General features: G+C 66.2%; 22 protein-coding genes and 2 tRNA genes. 8 read left to right on the top strand and 16 right to left on the bottom strand.

Annotated features, from left to right (window positions below; all coding sequences use genetic code 11):
* The first annotated feature begins 248 nt into the window (after nt 1-248).
* From ACFVWT_RS02235 to ACFVWT_RS02220, 4 genes are all read left to right on the top strand, one after another.
* Nucleotides 249-1,271 carry an ABC transporter substrate-binding protein gene (locus ACFVWT_RS02235; RefSeq protein ID WP_390244860.1) on the top strand — a complete coding sequence of 341 codons (1,023 nt, stop codon included), beginning with the start codon at nt 249-251 and terminating at the stop codon, nt 1,269-1,271.
* Nucleotides 1,272-1,332: 61 nt separating this feature from the next.
* Nucleotides 1,333-2,211, top strand: a complete 879-nt coding sequence (locus ACFVWT_RS02230) for an ABC transporter ATP-binding protein (RefSeq protein WP_390244858.1) — start codon at nt 1,333-1,335, stop codon at nt 2,209-2,211.
* Entirely contained in the window at nt 2,211-3,107 is an 897-nt protein-coding gene (locus tag ACFVWT_RS02225) for an ABC transporter permease (protein WP_390244856.1), read from the top strand. The genes ACFVWT_RS02230 and ACFVWT_RS02225 overlap by 1 nt, the downstream gene beginning before the upstream one ends.
* A 35-nt stretch (nt 3,108-3,142) precedes the next feature.
* On the top strand, nt 3,143-4,063 hold the full coding sequence (locus ACFVWT_RS02220; protein ID WP_390244854.1) for a TauD/TfdA dioxygenase family protein: 921 nt from the start codon (nt 3,143-3,145) through the stop codon (nt 4,061-4,063).
* Between the two features lie 86 nt (nt 4,064-4,149).
* Here the strand turns inward: ACFVWT_RS02220 and ACFVWT_RS02215 are convergent, their stop codons facing one another.
* From ACFVWT_RS02215 to ACFVWT_RS02195, 5 genes are all read right to left on the bottom strand, one after another.
* Nucleotides 4,150-5,082 carry an aldo/keto reductase family oxidoreductase gene (locus ACFVWT_RS02215; protein ID WP_390247041.1) on the bottom strand — a complete coding sequence of 311 codons (933 nt, stop codon included), beginning with the start codon at nt 5,080-5,082 and terminating at the stop codon, nt 4,150-4,152.
* Between the two features lie 71 nt (nt 5,083-5,153).
* Entirely contained in the window at nt 5,154-6,860 is a 1,707-nt protein-coding gene (locus ACFVWT_RS02210; RefSeq protein WP_390244852.1) for a glycoside hydrolase family 13 protein, read from the bottom strand.
* A gap of 83 nt (nt 6,861-6,943) precedes the next feature.
* Nucleotides 6,944-7,843, bottom strand: a complete 900-nt coding sequence (locus ACFVWT_RS02205) for a carbohydrate ABC transporter permease (protein ID WP_390244850.1) — start codon at nt 7,841-7,843, stop codon at nt 6,944-6,946.
* Nucleotides 7,843-8,790 (bottom strand): carbohydrate ABC transporter permease, encoded by a 948-nt coding sequence (locus tag ACFVWT_RS02200; RefSeq protein WP_390244848.1) that lies wholly within the window; start codon nt 8,788-8,790, stop codon nt 7,843-7,845. Before ACFVWT_RS02200 ends, ACFVWT_RS02205 begins: the two co-directional genes overlap by 1 nt.
* Before the next feature lie 26 nt (nt 8,791-8,816).
* Nucleotides 8,817-10,118, bottom strand: coding sequence for an ABC transporter substrate-binding protein (locus ACFVWT_RS02195; RefSeq protein ID WP_390244846.1), 1,302 nt, complete (start codon nt 10,116-10,118; stop codon nt 8,817-8,819).
* 241 nt (nt 10,119-10,359) lie between these two features.
* Here ACFVWT_RS02195 and ACFVWT_RS02190 point away from each other — a divergent pair, with 241 nt between their 5' ends.
* A complete protein-coding gene (locus ACFVWT_RS02190) occupies nt 10,360-11,562 on the top strand; it encodes an ROK family protein (RefSeq protein ID WP_390244844.1) in 1,203 nt (400 codons plus the stop codon).
* Between the two features lie 76 nt (nt 11,563-11,638).
* Here the strand turns inward: ACFVWT_RS02190 and ACFVWT_RS02185 are convergent, their stop codons facing one another.
* From ACFVWT_RS02185 to ACFVWT_RS02135, 11 genes are all read right to left on the bottom strand, one after another.
* Nucleotides 11,639-13,210 carry a Na+/H+ antiporter gene (locus tag ACFVWT_RS02185; protein ID WP_390244842.1) on the bottom strand — a complete coding sequence of 524 codons (1,572 nt, stop codon included), beginning with the start codon at nt 13,208-13,210 and terminating at the stop codon, nt 11,639-11,641.
* Nucleotides 13,211-13,297: 87 nt separating this feature from the next.
* Nucleotides 13,298-13,957, bottom strand: a complete 660-nt coding sequence (locus tag ACFVWT_RS02180; RefSeq protein ID WP_390244840.1) for an NAD(P)H-binding protein — start codon at nt 13,955-13,957, stop codon at nt 13,298-13,300.
* Between the two features lie 9 nt (nt 13,958-13,966).
* A complete protein-coding gene (locus ACFVWT_RS02175; protein ID WP_390244838.1) occupies nt 13,967-14,899 on the bottom strand; it encodes a hypothetical protein in 933 nt (310 codons plus the stop codon).
* A gap of 1 nt (nt 14,900) precedes the next feature.
* Nucleotides 14,901-15,413 (bottom strand): RNA polymerase sigma factor, encoded by a 513-nt coding sequence (locus tag ACFVWT_RS02170; protein WP_390244836.1) that lies wholly within the window; start codon nt 15,411-15,413, stop codon nt 14,901-14,903.
* A gap of 112 nt (nt 15,414-15,525) precedes the next feature.
* On the bottom strand, nt 15,526-16,350 hold the full coding sequence (gene yidC, locus ACFVWT_RS02165) for a membrane protein insertase YidC (protein ID WP_390244834.1): 825 nt from the start codon (nt 16,348-16,350) through the stop codon (nt 15,526-15,528).
* 121 nt (nt 16,351-16,471) lie between these two features.
* Nucleotides 16,472-16,545: transfer RNA gene (locus ACFVWT_RS02160), tRNA-Met, on the bottom strand.
* Between the two features lie 62 nt (nt 16,546-16,607).
* Nucleotides 16,608-16,679 (bottom strand) — tRNA-Thr (locus tag ACFVWT_RS02155).
* Between the two features lie 247 nt (nt 16,680-16,926).
* Complete coding sequence (locus tag ACFVWT_RS02150) at nt 16,927-19,131, bottom strand: DEAD/DEAH box helicase (RefSeq protein ID WP_390244832.1); 2,205 nt, start codon at nt 19,129-19,131, stop codon at nt 16,927-16,929.
* Between the two features lie 389 nt (nt 19,132-19,520).
* Nucleotides 19,521-20,174 carry an MOSC domain-containing protein gene (locus ACFVWT_RS02145; RefSeq protein ID WP_390244830.1) on the bottom strand — a complete coding sequence of 218 codons (654 nt, stop codon included), beginning with the start codon at nt 20,172-20,174 and terminating at the stop codon, nt 19,521-19,523.
* An 81-nt stretch (nt 20,175-20,255) separates the two neighbouring features.
* A complete protein-coding gene (locus ACFVWT_RS02140) occupies nt 20,256-20,930 on the bottom strand; it encodes a response regulator (RefSeq protein ID WP_390247039.1) in 675 nt (224 codons plus the stop codon).
* The gene (locus ACFVWT_RS02135) at nt 20,927-22,507 is read right to left on the bottom strand and encodes an ATP-binding protein (RefSeq protein WP_390244828.1); all 1,581 of its coding nucleotides are present in this window, start codon (nt 22,505-22,507) and stop codon (nt 20,927-20,929) included. Before ACFVWT_RS02135 ends, ACFVWT_RS02140 begins: the two co-directional genes overlap by 4 nt.
* Before the next feature lie 175 nt (nt 22,508-22,682).
* Between ACFVWT_RS02135 and ACFVWT_RS02130 the strand changes: the two genes are divergently transcribed.
* From ACFVWT_RS02130 to ACFVWT_RS02120, 3 genes are read left to right on the top strand one after another with little or no spacing between them, the layout of a single operon-like run.
* A complete protein-coding gene (locus tag ACFVWT_RS02130) occupies nt 22,683-23,480 on the top strand; it encodes a Tat pathway signal protein (protein WP_390244826.1) in 798 nt (265 codons plus the stop codon).
* Between the two features lie 2 nt (nt 23,481-23,482).
* A complete protein-coding gene (locus ACFVWT_RS02125; RefSeq protein ID WP_390244824.1) occupies nt 23,483-24,703 on the top strand; it encodes a glutathionylspermidine synthase family protein in 1,221 nt (406 codons plus the stop codon).
* Nucleotides 24,700-26,187: an APC family permease gene (locus ACFVWT_RS02120; RefSeq protein WP_390244822.1), complete on the top strand. Its 1,488-nt coding sequence runs from the start codon at nt 24,700-24,702 to the stop codon at nt 26,185-26,187. The genes ACFVWT_RS02125 and ACFVWT_RS02120 overlap by 4 nt, the downstream gene beginning before the upstream one ends.
* The last annotated feature ends 38 nt before the right edge of the window (nt 26,188-26,225 follow it).

Here is a 26,225-nt window from a genome sequence, read left to right as displayed (position 1 = left end):
CGCGAACAATACGACCAAAATCCGGTATGGCCGGCACGTCAAACTCCTTCACGGGCCGTTACCGGGCGAAACGGGGCGTCTTGTGACCCGCCGTTTCGCCCTGTTTCCGCGCATTTCCGCGGGTTTCCCGGCGTGACAGCAACGCTTCCCCTCGCCCCGGAAGGTGCGCTTACATCGTTCCAGCGGCAGGCAAACGGCCACCGCATCCTTCAGTTCAAACTTCCCCCTCCCTCACAAAGGAACCCCGAATGAAACGACACCTGACCATCATGAGTGCCGCGGCCGCCGTCGTCATCGCGATGACGGTGTCGGGCTGCGGCGGCGCAGCCGAAGCCGGCGGAAGACGCGACGACGGCGCCACCGAGGTCAAGGAGCTCCGCTACCAGGGCTCTGCCAATGCCGTTACCCTTCCGGAGCTGGCACAGGACCTCGGCTATTTGGGCGACATCAAGCTCAACTGGGTGGGCAACACCACCAGCGGCCCGCAGGACATCCAGTCCGCGGCCACCGGGCAGACGGACTTTGGCGGCGCGTTCGCCGGAGCGGTGGTGAAGCTGGTGGAAGCCGGCGCCCCGGTCAAGGCCGTCATCAACTACTACGGCGAAGACGAGAAGACCTTCAACGGCTTCTACGTCAAGGACGACAGTCCCATCCGCAGCGCCCGGGACTTCATCGGCAAGAAGATCGCGGTGAACACGCTCGGCGCACACGCGGACGCCGTCATCAACACCTACCTGCAAAAGAACGGCCTGAGCGCCGAGGAAATCAAGCAGGTGCAGCTGGTTGTGGTGCCGCCCAACGACACCGAGGAAGCCATCCGCCGCGGCCAGGTGGACGCCGGCTCACTGGGCGGCGTGCTGCAGGACAAGGCAATCGCCGGCGGCGGCCTGCGCTCGGTGTTCAGCGACGCCGAACTCTTTGGCACCTTCGCCGGCGGCCCCTACGTGCTCCGCACCGACTTCATCGCGAAGAACCCCAACACCACCCGGACATTCACCACGGGCGTGGCCAAGGCCATCGAATGGGAGCGGACCACGCCCCGCGAAGAAGTGATCGCCCGCTTCACCAGGATCCTGCAGGAACGCGGCCGCAACGAAAACCCGGCAGCGCTGCAGTACTGGAAGAGCGTAGGCGTTCCCGCCAAGGGCGAAATCAAGGATGAGGACTTCACCCGCTGGGGTAAGTGGCTCAAGGACACCGGAATCATCAAGGGCGAGCTGGACCCGAAGAAGCTCTACACCAACGAGTTCAACGCCCTGGTGACCGGATGAGCGCCGGTACCAGGCAGCGCGCCGGTACCAGTAACAGCAGCAGCAATACGAAAGGACAACCATGACGCCGAAAATCAGCCTCCGGAACGTCACCAAGGAATTCGCGGTGCGCCAGGGCAAGGGCAACCGCAAACAGGCAGGTCCGTCCGTGCTGACTGCCTTGGATGACCTCAGCCTGGACGTCGCCGCCGGCGAATTCCTCACACTGGTAGGCCCCAGCGGTTCGGGCAAGACAACGCTGCTTGATCTGCTGGCGGGACTCTCCCGGCCCACCTCCGGAAGCGTGCTGGTGGACGGCAAGGAAGTGAGCGGCCCCGGCCAGGACCGCGCAGTGGTCTTCCAGCAATACGCGCTCTTTCCCTGGCGGACCGCGTCGGCCAATGTCTCCATCGGACTGGAAGACTCGGGCCTTTCCCGTAAGGGACGGGCCGCGAAAGCCAGCGAATTCCTGGACCTCGTGGGGCTGGCGGGGTTCGAGGACCGTTACCCCCATGAATTGTCCGGCGGTATGAAGCAGCGCGTGGCCATTGCCAGGAGCCTCGCCTATGAGCCGGACATCCTGCTAATGGACGAACCCTTCGCAGCCCTGGACGCGCAGACCCGCGAGCAACTCCAGGACGAACTGCTGCGGATCTGGAAGGCCACTGGCAAGACCATCGTCTTCATCACCCACGGAATCGATGAGGCCGTCTATCTGGGACAGCGCGTGGCCGTGCTCAGCGCGCGCCCGGGCCGGCTCAAGGAGTTCGTGGACATCAACATCCCGGACCGCGACGGCGAAGGCGATGTCCGCTCCCACCCGGCTTTCGTGGAACACCGGCACCAGGTCTGGTCACTCCTGCATGACGAGGTCAAACTCGCCCGTGACTCCGGACACCGCAAGATCCTCCCCGACGGCACGGCCCCCGACGAACAACCCCAGGAAAGGAGCGCTGCCTGATGAGCGCAGTGTTGACCCGACCGCCCGAGGCGGCTGCCGCCGTCGAACCTTCCCTGCTGACAGGTTCCGGTCCCGAAAGTGGACAGCGCCCGACGCCGGCGGCCAGGTTTGCTGCCCTGGCCGGTCTCGCCGGACGGGCCGGCTGGAAATCACTTGCCGTGCTGCTGTTCCTTGCACTGTGGGAATTCGGCCCGACGTACCTGGCAAGCCCGTCCACCCGGGTGTTCCTGCCGCCGCTGCATGAAGTCCTCGCAGCCGGCTGGAAGCTGCTGGAAACGGGGCAGCTGCAAAGCCACTTGCAGGCAAGCCTCACCCGCTCAGTGTCCGGGTTCAGCATCGCGGTGGTGTCCGCCGTCGTGCTAGGGCTGCTGATCGCCTGGTATGGCTGGCTGAGCTCGTTCCTTAATCCGCTGCTGGAGTTGTTCCGGAACACGGCCACGCTGGCACTGCTCCCGGTGTTCACGCTGCTGCTGGGCATCGGCGAGGAATCGAAGATCACCATCGTGGCCTACGCGGCCTTCTTCCCGGTGCTCCTGAACACCATCGCCGGGGTCCGGACCGTGGATCCGCTGCTCATCCGGGCGGCGAGGTCGCTGGGGCTGAACAGCTTCCGGCTCTTCCAGAAAGTCATCCTGCCCTCCGCCGTCCCCACCATCTTCACGGGCATCCGGATGGCGGGCACGTCCTCCATCCTGGTGCTGATCGCCGCCGAAATGGTGGGTGCCAAGGCCGGGCTTGGCTACCTGATCGTGAATTCACAGATGAGCTTCCTCATCCCTGACATGTACGCCGGCATCCTCACCGTCTCCATCCTTGGGCTGGCGGTCAACATCCTGCTCGTGGCCCTGGAACGGCACTTCTCCCGCTGGCGCACCGCCGTCGGGTCCGGCAACTAACCGCAACGTCACACCCAACCAGTAAGGAAACAGCAATGACCACCATCACCGAAACCAAGCTCGAATTCGCCAAGCTGGGCTCCCGCATCGGGGCTGAGATCCGCGGCCTGGACCTCAGCGGTGACCTCTCCGCCGAGGCGGTCGCACAGATCCGGGCGGCGCTCAATGAGCACAAGGCGCTGGTGTTCCGCGAGGCCAACATCCTGACCGACGAGGCACAGGTGAAGTTCGCCAGCCACTTCGGTCCCCTCACGAAGGCACACCCCACCGTGGCCTCCGTGGAAGGCGAGGAGAACGTCCTGCCGGTGGACAGCGAAAACGGCTCCGCCAACAACTGGCACACGGATGTCACGTTCGTGGTCAACCCGCCCCAGGCCTCCACCCTGCGCAGCATCGACCTCCCCGCGTACGGCGGCGAAACGCTGATCGCGTCTTCGGCCGGCGCCTACCGCGACCTGCCCGGGGAGCTGCGGAACTTCGCGGACACGCTCTGGGCCATCCACACAAACGACTACGACTACTCGGTGCCCAAGAACCTGGAGCACCAGAACGCTGAGAAGCGCCGCAAGGAGTTCACCCGGCTGAAGTTCGAGACGGCCCACCCGGTGGTCCGGGTCCACCCGCTGACCGGCGAGCGCGGGTTGTTCATTGGGGGCTTCGCGCAGCGGCTGCGGATCGTGGGGCTGTCCAACACCGAGTCGAAGGACATCATCCGGCTGCTGCAGGTCTACGTGACCCGGCCGGAGAACGTGGTGCGGGTGAACTGGGAGCCGAACCAGCTGGTGCTCTTCGACAACCGCATCACCCAGCACTACGCCCCCGACAACTATGACGGCCAGCCGCGCAAGCTCAACCGCGTGACCATCGCCGGCGACGTCCCCGTGGGCATCGACGGCAAGCCTAGCCAGGCCCTGCAGGGCGACTCCTCCACGTACTCGGTGGTGGCACCGCTGTAGTCCCCCCACCCAACTAGGTCGCAGTTAATGTCGTTTAGACGGCTCATAACGACATCTACTGCGACCTAGTTGGGCTGAGCGGGCACTTAGGGGATGTTGCTCCCCCGGGCCGTGACCCACAGCCGGTACCACTCGGCGCGGGTCATGGCCGCGGCAACCCGGGCCGCTCCGGCGCAGGCACGAATGCGGTCCGGGTTGGCCGATCCGATCACGGGCGCGATCCCGGCCGGATGCCGCATGAGCCACCCGAGGAGGATGGCCTCACGCGTGGTTCCCTTGGCCTTAGCCATGTCGGCAACGAGCGCCGCAGTGGCGGCCTCGGCCTGCGTCGGGCTTTCCGGCGGAGCTCCGCTGTAGTGTCCCCGGGCCAGCGCCCCGTAGGCCTGCAGGGTGATCCCCCGCCGGCTGCAGAACTCCACGGTGCCGTGCGGGAAGCTGTAATCCAGCCCCTCCGCATGGTTCACCAGCACGGTGCTTTCCAGCCAGGCCCGTTTCAGCAGGCTCATTTCCAGCTGGTTGGCCACCACCGGCGTTTCCAGGTGGTCCTGCAGCACCTCAATCTGCGGGGCGGACATGTTGGACACGCCCACCTGCCGCACTTTGCCTTCCTGCATCAACTGCCCGACGGCGGACGCCACCTCGGCGGGGTCCGCCAGCGGGTCGGGGCGGTGCAGCAGGAGGACATCCACGTAGTCGGTCTTCAGCCGCTTGAGGCTGCCGTTGACCCGCTCGAGGATCCCGTCGCGGCTCAGGTCGTAGTGCGTTTCGAGTCCCTGCTCGTTGAGCCGGATGCCGCACTTGGTCTGGAGCCGGATCCGTTCCCGCAGCCCCGGCGTGATCGAGAGGACTTCACCGAAGACGGCCTCGGACTTGCCGCTGCGGTAGATGTCCGCGTGGTCGAACAGCGTGATGCCCGAGTCCAGGGCGGCGTCGATCGCGGCGGCGGCCTGCTCCACGTGCTCAGCGGCGTACGGCTCAGGTGACCAGCTGCCGCCAAGGCCCATGCAACCGTAGATCAGCTCCTGGCCGGGCTGGCCGGGCGCCGGGGTTTCCCCCTGCGCCCGGCCAGCCTGTCCGTTCACAGGAGTGCTCACCGCAGCCAGACGGTGGTGTTGCCGGGCAGCAGCTTTCCGTCCAGCGGGGCGCTGCTGATCAGCACCTCGCCGGCCGGGAGCTCCACCGGCTCGGCACCGAAGTTGGTCACGGACTGCCAGCCGCCGTGGCGACTGAAGTGCAGCACCTCGGGGTTGCCGGTCTCCACCCATTCCAGCTCTTCGGCGGTCTGCAGCTCGCGGCGCAGCTTCAGTGCCTTCCGGTACAGCTCCAGGGTGGAGCCCTTCACGCCGTCCTGGGCGTCCACTGCGTAGCGTGCGAACCAGGCCGGCTGGGGCAGGTGGGCATCTCCGGAGCCGAAGCCGAAGGACGTTCCATCCGTGGCCCACGGCAGCGGCACGCGGCAGCCGTCACGTCCGATCTCCACGCCCTTGTTGCGGAAGAAGGACGGGTCCTGGCGCTCCGAGTCCGGGATCTCGGCCACTTCCTGCAGGCCGAGTTCCTCGCCCTGGTACAGGTAGGCCGAGCCCGGGAGGGCAAGCATCAGCAGGCTGGCCGCCCGGGCGCGGCGCAGGCCGAGCTCGACATCCAGTTCCTCGGCGGGCGCGCCGGCCAGCAGCCAGCCCTTGCCGTCCTGGCCCTTGGCGTGGACACCGCCGCCCATCGGGAGGCCATAGCGGGTGGCGTGCCGGACGACGTCGTGGTTGGAGAACACCCACGTCGAGGATGCGCCGGTAGCCGTTGCCTCGGCGAGGTTCCGGGTGATGATTTCCTGGAACTCCTCGGCATCAAAATCGGCCTGCAGGAGGTCGAAGTTGAACGCCTGGCCCAGGCCCTGCGGGCTGGCGTAGCGGGCGCGCCGGGTGGCGTGCACCCATGCTTCGGCGACGGCGGTGCGCGGCGGGTTGTATTCGTTGAACACCTCACGCCATTCGGCGTAGATCTCGTGGACTTCGTCACGGTCCCAGAACGGGTGCGAGCCGTCGGCGAAACCGTCGGTGCCGGTGTTTGCCTCGCTGAGTTCGACCTTGGAGAGCAGCGGTTCGGTGAGGTCCTTGGTGAGGGCATGCGCCACGTCCACGCGGAATCCGTCCACGCCGCGGTCGGACCAGAAGCGCAGGGTCTTCAGGAAGTCGTCGCGGATTTCGCGGTTGGACCAGTTCAGGTCCGGCTGCTCCTTGGCGAAGATGTGCATGTACCACTGGCCCGGCGTGCCGTCCGGTTCGGTGATGCGCTCCCAGGCGGGACCGCCGAAGACGGAGTCCCAGTCCGACGGCGGCAGCTCGCCGTTCTCGCCCTTGCCGTCGCGGAAGATGTAGCGTTCGCGGGCGGCGGAGCCCCGCGGTGCGGCGAGTGCTTCCTTGAACCATTCGTGCCGGTTCGAGGAGTGGTTGGGGACGATGTCCGCGATGAGCTTGATGCCGGCTTCGTGCAGCGCGGCGGACATTTCGGCGAAGTCCTCCAGGGTGCCCAGCTTGGGGTCGACGTTGCGGTAATCGTCGACGTCGTAACCGCCGTCCGCGAGCGCGGACGGGTAGAACGGGCTGAGCCAGACGGCGTCGATCCCCAGTTCCTTCAGGTACGGCACTTTGGCCGTGATGCCCTTGATGTCGCCCAGGCCGTCACCGTTCGAATCCGAGAAGCTGCGCGGATAGATCTGGTACACGGAGGCCTGGCGCCACCAGTTGGGATCGGCTGCGAGGTTTGAGTCGGACAGGGTTGCCAGGGTGGCGGTGGTGGACAAAGGAGATTCCTTTTCTTGGGTTAGTTGTTTTTGGTATCGGGAAAAATGGATGGGCCGGGAACTGCGCCCTGCTTGACTGCGTCCTATTTCACTGCACCGCGCATGACTCCGGACAGTACCCAACGTTGCGCCAGGATGTAAACCACCAGGGTGGGTGCCATGGCCATCAGGTAGGACGCGAAGGCGAGGCTGTAGTTGGTGTTGAACTCGCCCTGGAACAGCATCTGCACCACGGGCAGGGTCTGCAGCGCGGGATCCGCAATCATCATCTGCGGCAGGAGGAAGTCGTTCCAGGAGCCGAGGAAGGCGAAGATTCCGACGGTGGCGTTCATGGGGGCCAGCAGCGGGAAGATAATCTTCCGGAACACCTGCCACGTGGTGGCACCGTCCATGCGGGCCGATTCCTCCAGTTCCACCGGGATGGAGCGGACGAAGGCGATGTACAGCAGGGTGTTGAAGGAGATGCCGCCGAGGACGTGCAGGAACACGACGCCCGCAGGGTTGTCCAGGCCGAGCAGCGCCGTCTGCTTGATCAGGGGCAGGATGATCACCGGGAACGGGATGAACATTGCGGAGAGCAGGTAGACGAACGAACCCCGGAAGAACCGGTGGTTCCAGTTCCGCGCAATGGCGTACGCCACGAGGGAGCTGCTGGCCAGCGAGCCGAGGACACTCAGCACAGTCACAAACGCCGTGGACATGAAGGCCCGCGGGAAGTTGGTGGCAACATACGCGGCAGCGAAGTTCTCCCAGTTCATCGGCTCCGGCCAGGCGAGGCCCGTGCCGGTGCCGATCTGGTCCGGGGACTTCAGTGCCATGGCCACTGTGAAGTAGAGCGGCAGCAGGACGGTCAACGACGCGGCCAGCATCAGCGCGGTGAGCCACCAGTTGATCTTGAAGCCCTCGCTGTTGGACCGGCGGGTCTTGGCGGAAGGAGCCTTCGGTTCGGACGCCTTCGGGGCGGCAAGTGTGGATGCGGTCATTAGAGTGAAACCCCCCGGCGCTGGATCAGGCGCAACTGGATGACGGAGATCAGCAAGGTGATCAGGAAGTAGATGACGGCGTTTGCCATCTGGTAGGAGTAGTCGCCGCCCGTGAAGCCGGAGAAGATGCGCATGGCCACGGACTGCGTTGCCATGCCGGGCCCTCCGCCGGTGAGGCCCACGATGATCTCGTAGGTTCCCAGGAAGCCCTTGAACCCGAGGATTACGTTGATCACGAGGTACCCCAGGATCAACGGCAGCGTCAGGCTGACGAACTGCCGGAAGCTGCCCGCGCCGTCGAGGTCCGCGGCTTCGTAGACCTCGGACGGGACGCTCTGGAGGCCCGCCAGGTAGATGATGGTGGCGCCCGGCGCCGCCTGCCACACCGTGACGAGCACGATGGCCAGCCACGCAAGGTTCTCGTTGGCGAGGATGCTCGTGGCCAGCGGGGTGACGCCGAACCGTTCGGCCAGCACAGGAAGCGTGTTGGAGAACAGGTAGTTGAAAACGAAGGAGACGATCAGGGCGGAGAGCACCATGGGGATGAAGAACACGGTGCGAATGCCGGTGCGCCATTTGATCTTCGCGTTGAGGCCCAGGGCGATGGCGAGCGCCACGACGTTGACCACCACCGTGGTGGTGAGGGCGAACACGAACGTGAAGATGTAGGACTGCAGGACGGCGGGGTCCTTGAAGATGTTGATGTAGTTCATCAGTCCGATGAACTTCCAGTCTCCGTATCCGGCGTAGTTGGTGAGGCTGAAGAAGACGCCCACGAGTGCCGGCAGGGTGATGAAGAAGGCGAACAGTGCCAGGACGGGCACCACCATCCAGTAATATGTCGGGTCGATCCTGCTCCTGGTCCGGACCGTGCCGGCGGGGGCGGACGTCGGGTTCTGGGGTGCTGCGGGACGGGCTGTCCGGGCCACCCGGGATGTTGTAGTCATTGAGGCTCCTGCATTCGGGGTGGGGGTCAGACCGCGGTACGCTCGGCGACTCGGCGCCATTCGTCGTCGAGCGCGGAGAGGAACTGTTCGCCGTTCTTGCTGTACACGAAGGACTGGATGTAGTTGTTCACGGGCACCGACGGCGGGAAGTAGGTAACGGCACCCTGGAAGTAGCGGGCCTCTTCGACTGCTGCGTTCAGCCCGGTAATCTGCGGATTGCTGACGGCGGGAGCGTCCTTGAGCGGCGAGAACGCAGCGTTCTTCTCGTTGTACGTGTTCACCACGGACGGTTCCAGCAGGTAGTTGACGAACCGCCGCGCCGCAGCCATGTTGGGCGTGTTGCGGGTGATGGACAGCGCCATGTCCACGTTCACGCGTGCCTTGGTCTCCGCCGGGTTGTTCGTCACCGGCAGCGGGAACGTTCCCAGCCTGATGTTCTTGTTGGCTGCCACCAGCTGCGACAGCGCCCACGGGCCCTGCAGGTACATGGCCGCCTGCCCCTTGGCGAACGCGGCGTTACCGTCCGCGTAGTTCTTGCTGGCCGCTCCGTTCTGCGAGAACGAGGCGAGCTGGAGCATCCTGGGGAGGGCCGGGCCGAAGTTGTTGGCAAATGATTCGGCGGAGTCCTTGGTGATGCCGGCACCCTTGGCATTGAGCTTCGTGAAGAAGTCCGCAACGTCCAGCGTGCCGCCGGACGCGTAGTCGAACATGCCCTGGGCGAGGGTCCAGGGGTCCTTGTACGTTCCGTAGATCGGTGTGATGCCGGCCGCCTTGAACTTTTCGCAGGCGGCAATGAAGCCGTCCCACGTGGTGGGTACGGAGACGCCCTGGGCTTCGAAGATGTCCCGGTTGTAGATGACGCCGGCTGCCGCAAGGGAGAAGGGCAGGGCACTGGTCTCGGTGCCCTTGTACTGGCCCCAGGAGTTGATGAGCTCCTGCATCTTCGGGTCGATGGTGTCTGCCACGGGCATGTCCGCGAGGTCGGCGAAGATGCCCTTCTTGACGAAGTCGGCGGTGGCCTGCGCGAAACCGCGGGTCACCACATCCGGCGGATCATTGCGGACGAGGCCCGGAACAAAGTTGCCCTCGTTGAAGTCCTGAACCACCCGGATGTCCGGGTTCAGCGCCTCAAAGTCCCTGATCACCTGGTTGAAGTACTCCACCACTTCGGGTTTGTTCTGCATGAACCGGAGCGTGGTGACCCCGTTCTGTGCCGCAGGCGTGGCGCCGCAGCCGGAGAGAGGAACCATCAGTGCGGCCCCGGCCAGGCCTGCCGCCCGGAGCAGTGCACGCCGGCTGAGCGGCGACGCGGGTAGTACCGCGTTCACTGGGCAGGGGCTGACGTGCGGGGATGACGGGGCTGTGCCTGCGGTGCGGGCGGGCAGTGCTTCAGGATGCGGTTCACAGTTGCTCCTTTGCAAAAGGCGGGTGAAGGGCTGGGAGAAGAGCCGGCGTCCGGCGGCCGTCCGACCCGCCAGGCTCTCTGTGTATATACAATCAACGTTTATTTGGAATCTAAATTTAGTTCCTCAAGTATTATGTGGTGCAAAGCACAGAGAGGTCAACACCATGTCGGAAATGACTGCTGCAACGCCCCAGCTGCTGCGCCGGGTGAGCGCCGGGGCGGTGCTGGACTTCATGCGCGCTTCCCAGGCGGTGACGGTGACGGAAGTCATGGAAGCCACCGGATTGACCCGGGCAACGGCTATTTCCGTCTGCGAGGACCTTATGGAGCGCGGCTGGATCCGGGAACTGGAAAACCAGCGGGCCTTTGGCGGCTACCAGAAGGGCAGGCCGGCGCGCCGGTTCGAGCTCGACGAGCGCGCCGGATACGTCCTGGGCATGGACGTGGGTATCTCCAAGGCCACCGTGGTGGTGTCCGATCTCCGCGGCAAGGCCCTGGGCCGGTCCAGCCAGCCGTTTGCCGGCGCGGAGATCACGGCGGAAGAACGGGTGGCCGTGGTGGACCGGACCGCCATGATGGCCCTGCACAGCGTGGGGGCCTCCCCTGACGCGGTGCTCGCCGTCTGCGCCGGAATCGCGGCACCGGTGGACCGCAACGGCGAGGTGCTGGTGACCCAGCACTTCTGGGGACTGTTCGACGTCGGCCTGAAGGCGGCACTGCGGGACCTCCGCGGGTGGACGGTGCTGCTGGAAAACGATGCCAACCTCGCCGCCCTGGGTGAGCGCTGGCGCGGCGCGGCGGCCGGCGTGGACGACGTCGTGGTTATCCTCGCCAGCGAACGCCTCGGCTCGGGAGTGATCGACGGCGGGCGGCTGCTGCACGGCCGGGGCGGCGGTGCCGGCGAGCTGGCGTTCCTTGACATGGTGGAGGGCGTGGGGGACACCTACGGTATCGCCTACCTGGCGCGCACCTGGGCTGCGGAGGCCCTGGCCGGGAAGGCCAAAACCTCGCTCCGGGAGCATAAAGCCGGCACCGTCGAGGCGGAACACGTTTTCGCCGCTGCCGCCGCAGGGGATGCTGTTGCCCTGAAGATCCTGGAGCGGCTGGCTGACCGAATGGCCAGGGTCATCGGGGCCGTTGCCACCATCATCAACCCTGAGCTGGTGGTCATCGGAGGCGCCGTGGCCAACTCGGCAGGCGTGCTGCTGGAACCCATCAGCGAACGGCTTCCCGGTTTCACCGCCACTCCGCCCACCGTGGCGGCTTCCCCCCTGGGCGACTCAATCGTGACCGTGGGCGCGGTGCGGTGCGCCCTGGATTATGTGGAGAAGAACACCCTCGACCTGGAGCTCGCAGCCACCGCCTAGGATGCCCCGTGCCAAGAGCGCGAACGGACAGTTGCGGCCCTGGATTCCGGGGCCTCAAGTGTCCGTTCGCGCCGGACTACTCCGGCATGATCATGGTGCGGAGATCCAGCTGGCGCAACACGCGGTCCGCCACTTCCGGGTCCATGTCCGGTTCATTGCGCGCCGCCACCACTTCCTGGCGGGCGGCATCGAGCGCGATGGTCTGCACGGCAATGGCCAGTTCGCGGCCGCGTTTGCGCTTCTCCCCCACCGATTCATTCTTCAGGCTTCCGTCCAGGAGTTCTGCGTGCAGCCGAGTCATCTTCTCCTTGACCAGCGCCACCTTCTCCGGCGGGAGCTCCTTCATGAGGTCGTTGTCCTTCAGGGCTACGACGGCGGCCTGCTGCGCCCGCTTCGCCAGTACCCTGGCTGCGTCGCGTTCCTCCGAACCGTCCCCGGTGGCCTTCAGGACTTTCATCAGCCAGGGCAGTGTCAGGCCCGGCAGCACCAGCGTGGCCAGCAGCACCGCGCACGCGATGACCAGCAGGTGGTCCCGCGCCGGGAACGGCGTGCCGTCATCCAGCGTCAGGGGCAGTGCCAGCGCAAGCGCCAGGGTGGCCAGGCCGCGCATCCCGCACCAGGTGAGGATCAGGACCTCCTTGGCCGAGGTGGGCTGCAGCAGGTTCTCCCGTTTGCGTGCCGAGGCCGCCAGGAGGCCGAGCCACAGGAACCGGACGGCGAACACGATGACGCATACCACCACCGCGCTGCCGATCATGCCGTAAATCCCGGTGCCTTCGTCGTGGATGACCTGGCGGATTTCCAGCCCCACCAACCCGAAGGCCAGTCCGGTCACCAGGAGTTCCACCACGTCCCAGAAGGCCGTGCGGGTGACCCGTTCGGCGGCGTCCTGCGGACGCGAATGGCGCTGCATCTCCAAGGCGGTAACGACGACGGCGATCACGCCTGAGGCGTGCACCTCTTCGGCCAGGATGTAGGCCGCGAACGGCACAACCAGGGTAACCGCGCTGCGCGCCACCATGGAGGCCACCAACCGGGTGATCAGCGCCGTCACCCAGCCCATGGCGATGCCCACCAGCACCGCAACCGCAGCCCCCACGAGGAACTTGAGGACGACGTCGGGCCCTATCCTGCTGCCGGATACGGCCGCCGCCACGGCAGCCTGGAAGATCACAATCGCGGCCGCATCATTGAAGAGGCCCTCGCTTTGCAGGACGGTAATGAGTCGCCGGGGCATATGCACCCGGCCGGCCACGGACTCCACGGCCACAGGATCCGGCGGAGCCACCATGGCGCCCAGGGCGATCGCGGCGGGGATCCCGATGCCGGGAATCATGAGCCAGGCCGCACCGGCGACTGCTGCCGTGGATACCACCACCAAGGCCACGGCGAGCATGACCAGCGTGCGCCAGCGGACCCGGAACACGGCCCAGGAACTGCGCTGGGCCGTCGCGAACAGCAGCGGCGGCAGGAAGATGGGCAGGATCAGCTCCGGGGAGATGTCCATCTCCGGGAAGCCGGGGATAAACGTCAGGGAGGCCGCCAGGATCAGCATCAGCACGGGATAGGGCAGCCGGAGCCTATCCCCCAGACCCACCGCCACCACTGTGGCAAGCAGGAGTCCGATAATAAGTGCCAACTGGTCCATAGGCTCACTTTCCCCGAAGCGGAGGCGCCGCCGTCACGCGCGGGCGCCTCCCCCACGATATCGGGTGCCCGGCGGGGGCCTCTCCGGCTAGTGGGCTGGCTGCAGCGCGGCTGAGACCGGGAGGCTGCCGTCCCGGAACTCGATGGTTCGGCCCGCGGTGTCCGGCAGGCCCAGGACGGCGGCCGCCACGAGTGCCACGTTGGCCCGTGAGGTGGCCGTACCCGTGGAAGTGTCCGCCGGATTGACGTCGATGAGGCCGTTGCCGGGGCCGTCCGTCAGGGTTCCCGGGCCCAGGATGGTCCAGGCCAGGTCCGTGCCGCGGAGGTACTGGTCCGCGGCGGCCTTCGCCTCGGCGTACGCGTGGAAGCTGTTGTCCGCCGGGACTCCGTGGTCCGGCCCCGCACCGAAGTAGGACACCATCACATAGCGCCCGACGCCGGCCTCAGCCGCCGCGTCCATCGACCGGATCGCTGCGTCCCGGTCCACGGCATAGGTGCGTTCGGGGCTGCCGCCGCCGGCACCGGCGGACCACACCACGGCGTCGTGGCCGCTGAGTGCGCCGGCGAGTTCCGCCGTCGTCGTATTTTCTACGTCCAGGACCGACGGCGTGGCGCCGGTTGCTGCGACGTCCTCAGTGTGGTCCGGGTTGCGGAAGAAGGACGTGACGTCCTTCCCGTCCGCCGCGAGGATTCTGGCCAGTTCCAAAGCCACTTTGCCGTGGCCGCCGATGATTGCGATGCGCGTCATTGACCCAGCTTACGAGTACTTGAGGCTGAGCAGCAGCGCTTTCAGCTGTGCGTACCGTTCGCCCGCCATCCACTCCCTCGCCGCCTCGGGGGTGGCGAAGACAGGCTGTTTCTCGAAATCGAACACCACGTAGGCGGACATGATCCCGTTGGGCAGGGGCACCTGGTTAGTACCCGAACCCTCCTGCGTCGGCAGGAACTCCTTGGTCAGCCGGACGTCCATGAAGTAATAGACAGAGGCATTGTCCGCCGGCTGCGTCGGCTCCGGCATCCCGGGATATGAGACGGGAAGGATCTGGTCCGAGGCGAAGCCGAACCCGGCTTGGTTCCCCGAAACGTCGGTGATTCCCGGCACCGGGGCAGTGTCAAAAACGGTCCGCTTGACGCTGCCCGCCGCCCCGTCGCCATACATCCCGCTCTGCACCCGGGCCACCTCGGCGCCCGCGCCGTCAGCCACCACGGCAACCACGGAACCTGCCTTCGACTCCTCGGCCAGGTACGGCCCCTGCTCCGTCCGCACGCTCCACCCTTCGGGGTATTTGAAGGAGAGGTGCCCGTCAGGAAAGACGAAGGTCGCCAGCACCGGCGAGGGGGTGGTTGGCGACGGCGTCGCCGTTGCCGCGCTACCCGGCGTCGGGGTCGCCGTTGCCGGACTTGCCGATGCAGTGGCGGTGGTGGCCGGTCCCGGCGTGGATGCCATCGGCCCGAGGTTATTGACCGCCAGGACCCCAGCGGTGACAGCCGCCGCAGCCAGCGTGATCGCACCGGCCAGCCGGGCGCGCCGCAGCCTGCGCTCCTCGAGCGACGTGGCACCGGCCGCGAGCCGGTCGCTGTACGCGGCTGGTTCGGCCAGCATCCGGCGAAGGGCCGCTTCGCCGTCGGGCATGGACGGATCGTTGCGCACGGGATCCGTCGCGGAAATCATGTTCTTGATCGGATCCATTTCAGGCACCCATCCTCTGTGTGATCGTTTCCGCTCCAGCTGGCATCTGTTTCCGGAACGCAGCCCGCGCCCGGTGCAGCCGAACTTTCGCGGCGGACTCGCTGCACTGGAGCACGCCAGCGATTTCCGCCGTGCCCAGCCCTTCCCAGTAGGCGAGCTGGAGGATGTCCCGGTCCTTCTCCCGCAGACCGGCCAGTGCATCATGCACGGCCAGGTTTTCGGATCCGTCGCCGAAGCTCAGGACCGCTGTGGCTCGCAGCTTCTCCTGCAGCGCCCGCTGCCGGTCGCGGGTCCGGTAGGCATTGCCGATCATGTTTCGGGCCACGGTGAGCAGCCACGCGATCTCCGTCCTGGGTAGGTCGCCCCATTTCTGCCACACCACCCGGAAGACGTCGGCGGCTATTTCCTCCGCCACCTCCGGGGATTCCACCCTCCGGCGCACGAAACTGAAGACCGTTGGATAGCTGTCCTTGTGTAAGGCTATGAACGCCAGTTCATGCTCGGAAAGCACCATATCCCCCTGATGAGTAGTCCTGAGCCCTCTTTCTATCTGTATTGTTTCCGGCCCGCCGCAACGCGTTACCCACCGTGCAGGAAATTTACGGGCTCCTGCCGAACCAGCGTGATCAGGGCCCTTGACCGCGACCGGCAGCCCGGTCCCTCACCACAAATTGCTGGGCCAGCGTCCACAGGTTGGAAACAGTCCAGTAGATCAGGACGCCGATGGGGAACAGTATGCCGCCGGCGCCGAAGATGAGCGGCAGGACGTAGAGGATCATCTTCTGCTGGATCACCGCCGGACCCGCCATGGCCTCCACGGAGGCGTACCTGGTCATGATCAGCCTCTGCGTCAGGAACTGCGCGGCGGTCATGGCCAGGATCATCACGATGGCCAGCACGCCAACCGCAAGAGCATCGCCCCCGCCGCCGTGGAGCAGCGACGCGGACAGCGGGACTCCGAAAATGCTGGACCGATCGAACTGCACCACCTGCTCATGGCTTAGGGCCCCAATGCCTTTTCCCTGGCCGGCCGCAGAGGAGATGCCGGAGAGCACCTGGAAGAGCGCCAGGAAGAACGGCGCCTGGATCAGCAGGGGCAGGCAGGCCGAGAACGGGTTGGTGCCGTGCTCCTTGTACAGGGCCATCTGTTCCTGCGCCATCGCCTGGCGGGACAACTGGTCCGTCTTGCCCCTGTACTTGTCCTGCAGCCTTTTCAGGTCCGGCTGCAGCCGGCGCATGCGGCGCTGCGCGTTGACCTGCTTCAGGAACACGGGGATCAGCGCGGCACGGATGACCAGCACCAGCCCGATGATGGACAGCGTCCATGTCCACCCGCCGGCGGCCGGCATACCGAGGGCGCCCAGCCCATCGTGGAAGCCCACCATGACGGTGGAAACCAGCCACTTGAACGGAAGCATGATCGCTTCAAAGAAGTCCACTGAAATCCCCATCCGCCAATTGCTGCAAAGCTACTGCGGAACGTTGTACTTGTCACGGTGACGGCAGCCGGCGGGGTCCGCGGGGATAACAGGAAAGCCCCCGGAATCTCAAGGATTCCGGGGGCTTGTCCTGTAGCGGTGGGGAGGCTCGATCTCCCGACCTCACGATTATGAGTCGTGCGCTCTAACCAACTGAGCTACACCGCCACGAATGAGAAAAACCTGCATCAAGCCGGTCAATAACCGCCTTGACACAGGCTCTCATTCAGAGCCCCCCACCGGAATCGATCCGGTGACCTCGTTCTTACCAAGAACGCGCTCTACCACTGAGCTAGGGGGGCAACGAGTAAATACTCTACCGGAAGATTCCGCTCCCAACAAATCGGCGGCAGGACAGGTCCCAACTGGCCGAAAACCCCGGAAATCCGGGGCCGAAAAGCGCCGCTGCGGCGCTGACAGGGGCTCCTGCGGCGGCGTCGCAGGCCCGGTGTGACGAAGCATACACGGAGCCGCAACCGGGGGGCGGGATAAACGAAAACAGGCCGGCTCGAAAGCCGGCCCGTTCTCAGTGCCTGGTGGTGCTAGGGCCTACCACTTGCCCTTGCGGTTGAAGTCGCGCTGTCCGCCTTCGTTGCCGTGGCGCGGCTTGCGTGAACCGTCGCCGTGGCCGCCGAAGCGAGAGTCGCTGGCCTGGCCGCGGTTGGCACCGCTGTCGGCACCAAAGGAGCGCTCGGAACGCTCGCTGTAGGAGCGGCCGCCGCGATCAGCGGAGGAACGCTCGCCGTCGCCCTTGCGGAATTCCTTCTTGAACCCGCCGCTGCCCTTGAAGTTGCCGCCGCGGTCGCCTCCGCCGGAGTACCCGCCGCGGTCGCCTCCGCGGCTGCCCTGGTAGCTGCCGCGGTCACCGGACGGCTTGCGGCCGTTGTCCAGCTCGAGGTGGATCAGCTCGCCGCCGATCCGGGTGCGGGACAGTGCACGCAGCTGCTCGGGGCTAAGGTCCGCCGGAAGCTCCACGAGGGAGTGGTCCGAGCGGATATCAATGCCGCCGATCTGGGCCGAGGAAATGCCGCCCTCGTTGGCAATGGCGCCAACGATGGAACCCGGCATGACGCGCTGGCGGCGTCCGACGGCGATCCGGTAGGTGGCGTTGCCCTCGGTCAGGGTGCGGGTCGGGCCGCGTGAGCCAAAGCCGTCCTTGGAGCGCTCGCGCTTCTGGAACTCGGGAGCTGCGGGCAGTTCCTTCACCAGGAGCGGCTGGCCGCCCTGCGCCATGACGGCCAGTGCCGCAGCAATTTCCGAGGCCGGAACGTTGTGCTCTTCCTCGTAGGAGGAGATGAGGTCGCGGAACGGGGCAACATCCTCGGACGCGAGGGTCTCGGTGATCCGCTCGGCGAACTTGCCCAGGCGCAGCGTGTTCACGGTCTCGGCCGTGGGCAGGTGCATCTGCTCCACCGGCTGGCGGGTGGCCTTCTCGATGGAACGCAGCAGGTACTTCTCCCGCGGCGTCATGAACAGGATGGCGTCACCGGAACGGCCCGCACGGCCGGTGCGGCCGATGCGGTGGACGTAGGACTCGGTGTCGTGGGGAATGTCGTAGTTGACCACGTGGCTGATGCGCTCCACGTCAAGGCCACGGGCCGCGACGTCGGTGGCCACCAGGATGTCGATGCGGCCTTCCTTCAGCGCGTCGACAGTGCGTTCGCGCTGCTGCTGCGGGATGTCACCGTTGATGGCGGCAGCCTGGAAGCCGCGGGACTTCAGCTTGTCGGCGAGGTCCTCGGTGGCCATCTTGGTGCGCACGAAGGCGATAACGCCGTCGAACTCTTCGACCTCGAGGATGCGGGTCAGCGCGTCGAGCTTGTGCGGGCCCATGACCTGCAGGTAGCGCTGGCGGGTGTTCGCACCGGTGGTGGTCTTGGACTTCACCGAGATCTCGGCCGGGTTGTTCAGGTACTGCTTGGACATCCGGCGGATCTGGCTCGGCATGGTGGCCGAGAACAGTGCAACCTGGCGGTCCGAAGGCGTCTGCTGGAAGATCTGCTCCACGTCTTCGGCGAAGCCCATGCGGAGCATTTCGTCGGCCTCGTCCAGCACCAGGTACTGGAGTTCGGACAGGTCCAGGGAACCCTTGGAGATGTGGTCGATCACACGGCCGGGGGTACCGACGACAACCTGGGCACCGCGGCGCAGGCCGGCGAGCTGGGGGCCGTAGGCGGAGCCGCCGTACACCGGGAGGACCGTGAAGTCGTCAATGTGCTTGGCGTAGGAGGTGAAGGCCTCGGCAACCTGGAGCGCAAGTTCGCGGGTCGGTGCGAGGACCAGTGCCTGCGTCTTGCGGGAGGGGCCGTTGAGGTCGTGAAGCTCGGCCAGGCGGGACAGTGCCGGTACTGCGAATGCTGCAGTCTTACCGGTGCCGGTCTGGGCCAGGCCCACGACGTCGCGGCCTTCGAGCAGCAGCGGGATGGTTGCTGCCTGGATCGGGGAGGGCTTCTCGTAGCCGACGTCCTGCAGGGCAGCGAGAACGCGGCCATCGATGCCGAGGTCGGCGAAACGGATGCCTTCAGCTTCAGTGTCAGCCTCGCCGCTTGTGGGGTCGGCCTTGGGGGCTTCAGCGGCGGGCGCCTCAGCAGCCGGACGTTCTTCAGCGGCGGGCGCCTCAGCGGGTGCCGGGGCCTCGGTGAAAACGGGGGCGGAACCGGCTACCGGAGCGGCGGTCTCGGGGGTTTCCACGGCCGTCTCGGCGGTTTCGGCAGTTGCCGTTTCGTTGATGGCGTCGTTGTGATTTTCGGGCATAGGGAAGTTTTCCTCATCCATAGGGGGCCAGGCGGCACAACCCGAGGTGAGCGGAGCCGCAGTACATGTGCCGTTTGGACGCCGGGCAGACATTGACCGGCCGGTCACGTAGAAGTCCGGCGCTTTCGCAATCCCGTGGCAGGACTTCCCGCTGCATCTCTTGGCTGCTATCCCAGCAGTCTGTACAGCGTTTTCTTTAGCCGGCTCTCCCTATGAAAATGCCCGCATCGCTTGTGCGGGCCCCAACACTTGCCAGTCCTGCCTCAAAAATTGGGCAGGAATAAGGGATTTCCGGAGTGGGGGATATTTCAAGTGTAAGGCATGGTTCCGACTTGCACTAACCCGCCCGGCGGTGACGTTGCGCACACGGGTTGCTTCAAGCCCGGCGGCTAGATGCCCAGCCGCCGCTGAACCTTCTCGAATTCCTCGTGGTACTCCGGCTGCAGGCGGATCTCGCCGTCCGCGTCCGCGTCCCGCAGCGCTTCAATATCCTCGATGCTGGGAGCACTGAACCAACTGCCGATGGTCACGCCGTGGCTGGGAACAAACAAGCGGTGGATGTGGTCGCCGGCCTGGACGGTCCCCGTCTTGATGACGCGGAGGTAGGTGCCAATCCGGCCTGCCTCGGTGAACCGTTTGACCCACCGGGCCTCGTCCATGCGGCGTTGGAACGTGGCGCAGGGAACGCGGGGCGATGTCACTTCGACTTCAACGTCGAGGCCGATCCTCCACCGTTCGCCGATCACCGCGGTGGTGGTTCCAATGCCGGCGACCCGCAGGTTCTCGCCGAAAACCCCTGGCGGCAGTTCCCGCTGAAGCTCCCCCGCCCAGTAGTCGGCGTCGTCCTGCGAATACGCGTATAGCGCCTGGTCCACGCCGCCATGATGGATGCGGCTCGCCTGGATGTCGCCGTGGAGTCCGAGCTTGTGAACCCTGACGGGGCCATCGACGGCACGTTTGTCGATGGCCGTCACGCCCACGCTCCCTTCATCGCTTAGAAGCTGGTGTACCCGGCATACGGCAAGCACAGATGCGGTTTCCATGGCTACAGTCTAGGTTCTTCGGCCCTCGTTGCCCGGGCAACTTCCGCCGGCAACTTCCGCGGGCAACTTCCCCGGCCCACGTCAGGGATCGAAGCGGTAGCCCATGCCGGCTTCCGTGTGCAGGTGGCGCGGCCTGGCCGGGTCCTGCTCGAGTTTGCGCCGCAACTGGGCCAGGTAGACGCGCAGGTACTGGGTCTCCTTGGCGTACGCCTGGCCCCAGACCTGGGTGAGCAGCTGCTGCTGGCTGACCAGCTTCCCCGAATTGCGCACCAGCAGTTCGAGGATGTTCCACTCGGTGGGGGTGAGCCGGATTTCGTGCCCGTCCCGGACAACCTTCCGTGCGGCCAGGTCCACCTCGAAGTCCGCAGTCTTCACCGTAGGAGCTTCGCGCTGGGCCGGAGAGCGCCGGGAGGCTGCGCGCAGCCGCGCCAGCAGCTCGTCGAGGCCGAACGGCTTGGTCACGTAGTCGTCCGCCCCGGCGTCGAGCGCTTCCACTTTGTCCTCGGAGGCGTGGCGGGCGGAGAGCACGATAACGGGCACGGAGCTCCAGCCGCGGATCCCCCGGATCACGTCCACTCCGTCCATGTCCGGAAGCCCGAGGTCCAGCACCACGATGTCCACCGGGTGCTGGGCGGCCAGTTTCAGCCCGTCGGCTCCCAGGCCCGCGGTGATTGCCTGGTAGCCGTGCGCGCGGAGATTGATCTGCATGGCGCGGGCCAGCTGGGCCTCGTCTTCGATAATCAGTACCAGGGTCACGGTAGCGGTCCCTGCCACAGCGGGAGGGTGACCACCATGGTCAGCCCGCCTCCCGGCGTCGGCTCCGCCGCGAGGGTTCCTCCCATGGCTTCCGTGAAGCCGTTGGCAACCGCCAGGCCAAGCCCGATCCCCACTGCCCGGCCGCCGGTGCGCTGGGAGTCGTTGAGCCGCTGGAACGGCTGAAACATGTCCAGCACCGCGGCCGGAGCAACCCCTGAGCCGTGGTCCACCACGCGGAATTCGCTGGCAGGCCGCCCGCCCAGGGCGATCCCCTCCCCCGCCCGCGCCGTCAGCACCACATCGGCCTCCGGCGCGTATTTGAGTGCGTTCTCCACGAGGTTCGCCACCACGCGTTCAAGCATGCCCGCATCGGCCTCCACGCGGGGCGGGTTGGGCGGCAGTTCCACGCGGATCCGCGCCGCTGGCAGGCCCCTCAGGGCATCGGGCAGCACGTCCGCCCAGCCGAGCCCGCGCAGGAACGGGTTGACCGAGTCAGCCGTGATCCGGGACATGTCCAGCAGATTGCCGATCAGATGGTCCAGCCGGTCGGCCGAATCCTCGATGGTGGCGAGCAGCTCGCGTTCGTCTTCCGGGGAGAACCTCACATCTTCCTGGCGAAGGCTGCTGACCGCCAGCTTGATCCCGGCCAGCGGGGTGCGCAGGTCATGGCTGACGGCCCTCAGGATGGACGTGCGCATCTTGTTGCCCTCGGAAAGCCGCTGGTTGTCCTGCATGCTCGCCGCCAGTTGGCGCCGTTCCAGGATGGCCACCAGGAACGCCCCGAAAGCGGCCAGCATGCGCTGGTGCTGTCTTGAAAACGGCTGGCCGGACGGCGGGCCGCCATTGATCAGGAGCGTGTAGCGGGAATCGACGACGACGGCGTGGTCGGCGGCCGCGTGCGTCACCGGCGCGCTGGTCCCGGAACTAGCCAGGACTGCCCACTCGGTGTTGCGGCCCGCGGCCCGCCCCGGACCGTTTCCGGCGGCGGGCCCCCCGCCAAGCGGGCCGCCCGGGGTGCTGCCCGCCATCAGGGTCACGGAGTCCACCCCCAGCCTGCTGCGGACCTTCTCGAGGAAAGACTCCAGGCTGCCGTCGGAACTGAGGATCCGGAGTGACAACTCGCTCAGGGCCGTGGCTTCGGCCCCGGACCTGGCGGCTTCCTGCGCCCGGCGGGTCGCCAGGCCAACGGCCAGGGCCACGCTGCAGGCGACGGCCAGGAACACCAGGAGGGTAAACAGGGTGGAGGGGTCGGCGATGGACAGCGAGCCCACGGGATCGGCAGAGAAGTAGTTGAGGAGCGTTGTGCCCAGGACTGCCGCCACGACGGCGGGCCAGAATCCTCCGATGGCGGCCACCGCCACCGCAACGGCGAGATGGAGCAGCATGATGATGGCGAAATTCCGGTATCCCGCTACTGTCACCAGGACTTCCACTGCGGGCGGCAGGACCACGGCAAGCACAATGCCGACGACGAAGCGGTTCCGCCCGATTCCTTGGAGCTCCGCGCGGGCCGTCAAGGAACTTGACCGCCCGGGGGCTGATCGGGCGGCCCCGCGGGTGGATTCAACTGCTGCCATGGCTCCATCTTGGCATGGGCAGATCTCCCCCGTTTTCCGTTAACAGCACGTCCCGTCAGGCACTAGGCTGACTTCAGGATTTACCCGGCCGCCTCGTGCCGCGGCGGCATTGCCGCGCCGCGCTGACATGCAGGTGCACGGTCACAGTTTGAGCATGGACAACCAAGGGGGACCCATGGAACCGCAGGACCCGAACCAGGACCCTTCGCAGGATCCGAAAGACGCCCGTTCCGGGAAACAGGGACCGGGCACCGAACCGGCCGGAGCCGGTGGTCCCGGGGCCTCCGAACCGGGGTGGATGACCGCGCCCGAGGACTTCACGCCGCAGCCCCACGATCCGGCGACGGGGCAGCTGCCGCCCTGGCAGGTCCCGAAACCGGAGCTCCGCCCGGAACTGCTCAACGGTTCGGCACCGGGCCCGGAGACCCCCGAACCTGGAAACCCCGGCAGGAAACCCGGACGGCGGCAGAAGGGCCAGGCCGGCGGGCCGGGTGCTAGGCCGGGTCCGGTACCGTCACCGGGGGCAGGACCAGGTCCGGTCATCGATCCATTTGAACGTGAACGCGAGCGGGAGGCAGCGGCACGGAAGAAGCGCTCGCAGCGCCGCACCGTCGTCGTCGGCCTCGGCGTCACCGCCCTGCTGGCAGGCACCATCACCGCCATCGTGGCCAGCAACGAGGCGGAAGCGGACTACGCGCAGGTCTGCTTCAACGACGAAACCGGCGAGCGCGTGGATGATGCCCAGTGCGACAACAGCAGCAGTGCCGGGCGTAGCTCCGGCATCTACGCCTGGTACTTCTACTCGCGCGGCGCCAGTGTTCCGGCGGTCGGGCAGAACCGCTCGCAGTACACGGGCTTCACCAAGACCGTGCCGCAGGGGGCGAAAACGTCCACGGGCTACAGCAGCAAGGGCGGCACGGTCAGCAGGGGCGGCTTTGGCAGCAGCTCCAAGGGCGGAAGCACGGGAGGCTAGGCGTGAAGAGACTGACTGCAACCCCCAGGCCCGACTGGAAGCGGAAGATCGAGGAACAGGGGCTGGTCTTTTCCACCACCACCATGCCGGACGGCAGGAAGATCGAGTACTGGAACGAGTCCGCGTACTACGAATTCACCATGGACGAGGTGGAAACCCTCGAGAAGACCGCCGAGGACATGCACCTGATGTGCCTTGAGGCGGCCAAATACCTGGCCACCGGGGCCATGGGCAACATCGGGATCGGACCGCAGGCGCTGGAGCTTGCCGCGGAATCACTGCAGGCCGGGGACATGGACATCTACGGCCGCTTCGACTTCGTCTACGACGGCCGCGGCGGCCCCGCCAAAATGCTCGAGTACAACGCGGACACACCCACCGGCCTGATCGAGGCCTCCGTGGCGCAGTGGTTCTGGCTGCAGGACGTATTCCCGGAGAAGGACCAATGGAACGGCATCCATGAAGCCCTGATCCGGCAGTGGAAGAAACTCCAGTACCGCACCGGCATGAGCACCCTGCACATTGCGCACTCGGAAGCCGAGCAGTCCGGCGAGGACTGGATGACGGCGGCCTACATGCGCGACGTCGCGGGCCAGGGCGGCTGGACCACCATCGGCATCAACATGTCCGACATCGGCTGGGACCCCAACCTGAACCGCTTCGTGGACCTGGACAACTTCATGATCAGCACCATCTTCAAGCTGTATCCGTGGGAGCTCATGATGAAGGAACCCTTCGGCCAGCGGCTGCTGCAGCGTGCCCATAATCCGCGCTGGGTTGAGCCTGCCTGGAAGATGCTCCTGTCCAACAAGGCACTCCTGGCGGCGCTCTGGCACCTCTACCCGGACCACCCGAACCTCCTCCCGGCGTACCTGAACGAGCCCGGACCGCTGAAGGAATGGGTGGCCAAGCCGCTGCACGGCCGTGAAGGGGACAACATCAAGATCCACGCCGCCGGCATCACCATGGAGCAGCCCGGCGGCTACGGACGCGAAGGCTGGTGCTACCAACAGTTCCACTCCCTGCCCGATTTCGACGGCAACCACCCCGTCCTGGGCCTCTGGGTGGTGGATGGCGAGTCCGTGGGCTGCGGCATTCGCGAATCAGACGGCCCCATCACCGATTACTTCTGCCGGTTCGTCCCCAATACGATCGACGCCCCGGCACCTCTTTCAGTCCAGGCCGCTTCGGCCTCCTCCAGCAAAGCAGGTATCGCACTATGAGCACAGGGACGACGACGACGGCGGAGGTTCCGTCCAAGGGGCTGCGCGCCGGCATCCTGGACCTGGGCGACTCGGTCATGCTGGGGCTGGCATCCACCGCCCCCGTGTATTCACTCGCCGCCACGCTCGGCCTGATCGTGGCGGTCAATGGCAACTACACCCCGTTGATCCTTCTCCTGGGCTTTGTGCCGGTGCTCTTCATCGCCTACGCCTTCCGGGAACTGAACAGCGCCATGCCGGACTGCGGGACCACCTTCATCTGGGCCCGCCGGGCATTTGGCCCGTGGGCGGGCTGGCTGGGCGGCTGGGGCGTTGCCTTGGCGGGCATCGTGGTGCTGGCCAACCTGGCCCAGGTGGCCGGGCAATACGTGTGGCTGCTGATCGGCGACGGATCGCTGGCAGAGAATGACTTGGTGGTGACATCCACCGGCGTCGTGTTCATCATCTTCATGACCCTGGTGAACTACCGCGGCATCCGGCTCGGTGAGCATGTCCAGCGCGTCCTGACCTACGTGCAGTATGTCTCGCTGGGCATATTCGCGCTGGCCATCGTCTTCCGGATCACGGGCGGGGCACCGGAGGGCCAGGCGTTCGATTTCGAGTGGTTCAACCCCGCAGGCGCCTTCGCCGATCCCGGTGCAGTGGTGCACGGCGCCCTCCTGGCACTCTTCATTTACTGGGGCTGGGACACCTGCCTGGCCGTGAATGAGGAAACGGAGAATCCGGCCACGACACCCGGCCGCGGTGCGGTGATCTCCGCTTTCGTGCTAGTAGCGATTTATGTCTCCGTGGCCCTGCTGGTGATGATGTATGCCACGGTGGGCACGGACGGCATCGGCCTAGGCAACTCGGAAAACCAGGATGACGTCTTCCTGGCCATGAAGGATGTTGTGCTTGGCCCGTGGGGCTGGCTGATCGTGGTGGCCGTGCTGGCGTCGGTGCTGTCCTCCACCCAGACCACCATCCTGCCCACCGCCCGCGGGACGCTGTCCATGGGCGTTCACGGGGCCCTGCCGGCCAAGTTCGGCGAAGTCCACCCGCGCAACCAGACACCGGGGTTCTCCACGCAGGTGATGGGGGCCGCCGCCGTCGTGTACTACGTGGCCATGAGTTTCCTGAGCCAGAACCTGCTTTCCGACTCCATCAGCGCCATCAGTCTGTTCATTGCGTTCTACTACGCGCTGACCGGCTTCGCCTGCTTCTGGTTCTTCCGAGGTACCTTGCGCGTTTCCGCCCGCAATCTCTGGTTCCGGGGCATCCTGCCGCTGCTCGGAGCGCTGATGCTGACTGCCGCGTTCTTCATCTCCGCCGTCCAGATGTGGGACCCGGCCTACGGCGATACGGAGATCTTCGGTGTGGGCGGCGCCTTCGTCAGCGGCGTGGTGCTGCTGGCGCTGGGCGTGGTGCTGGCCGTGGTGTGCCGCTTCTCCCCTGCCACGCAGGGCTACTTCGTCGCACGGCAGGCGGAGCCCAGCAAGGCATAGGAACGAGGGTGCGCGGTCCGGAAGGGCAAAGCCGTAGG

Origin of the sequence: Arthrobacter sp. NPDC058288 (genome assembly GCF_042880995.1) — a bacterium.
Taxonomy (GTDB): Bacteria; Actinomycetota; Actinomycetes; order Actinomycetales; family Micrococcaceae; genus Arthrobacter.
This window is presented reverse-complemented; position numbering and strand designations above follow the sequence as displayed.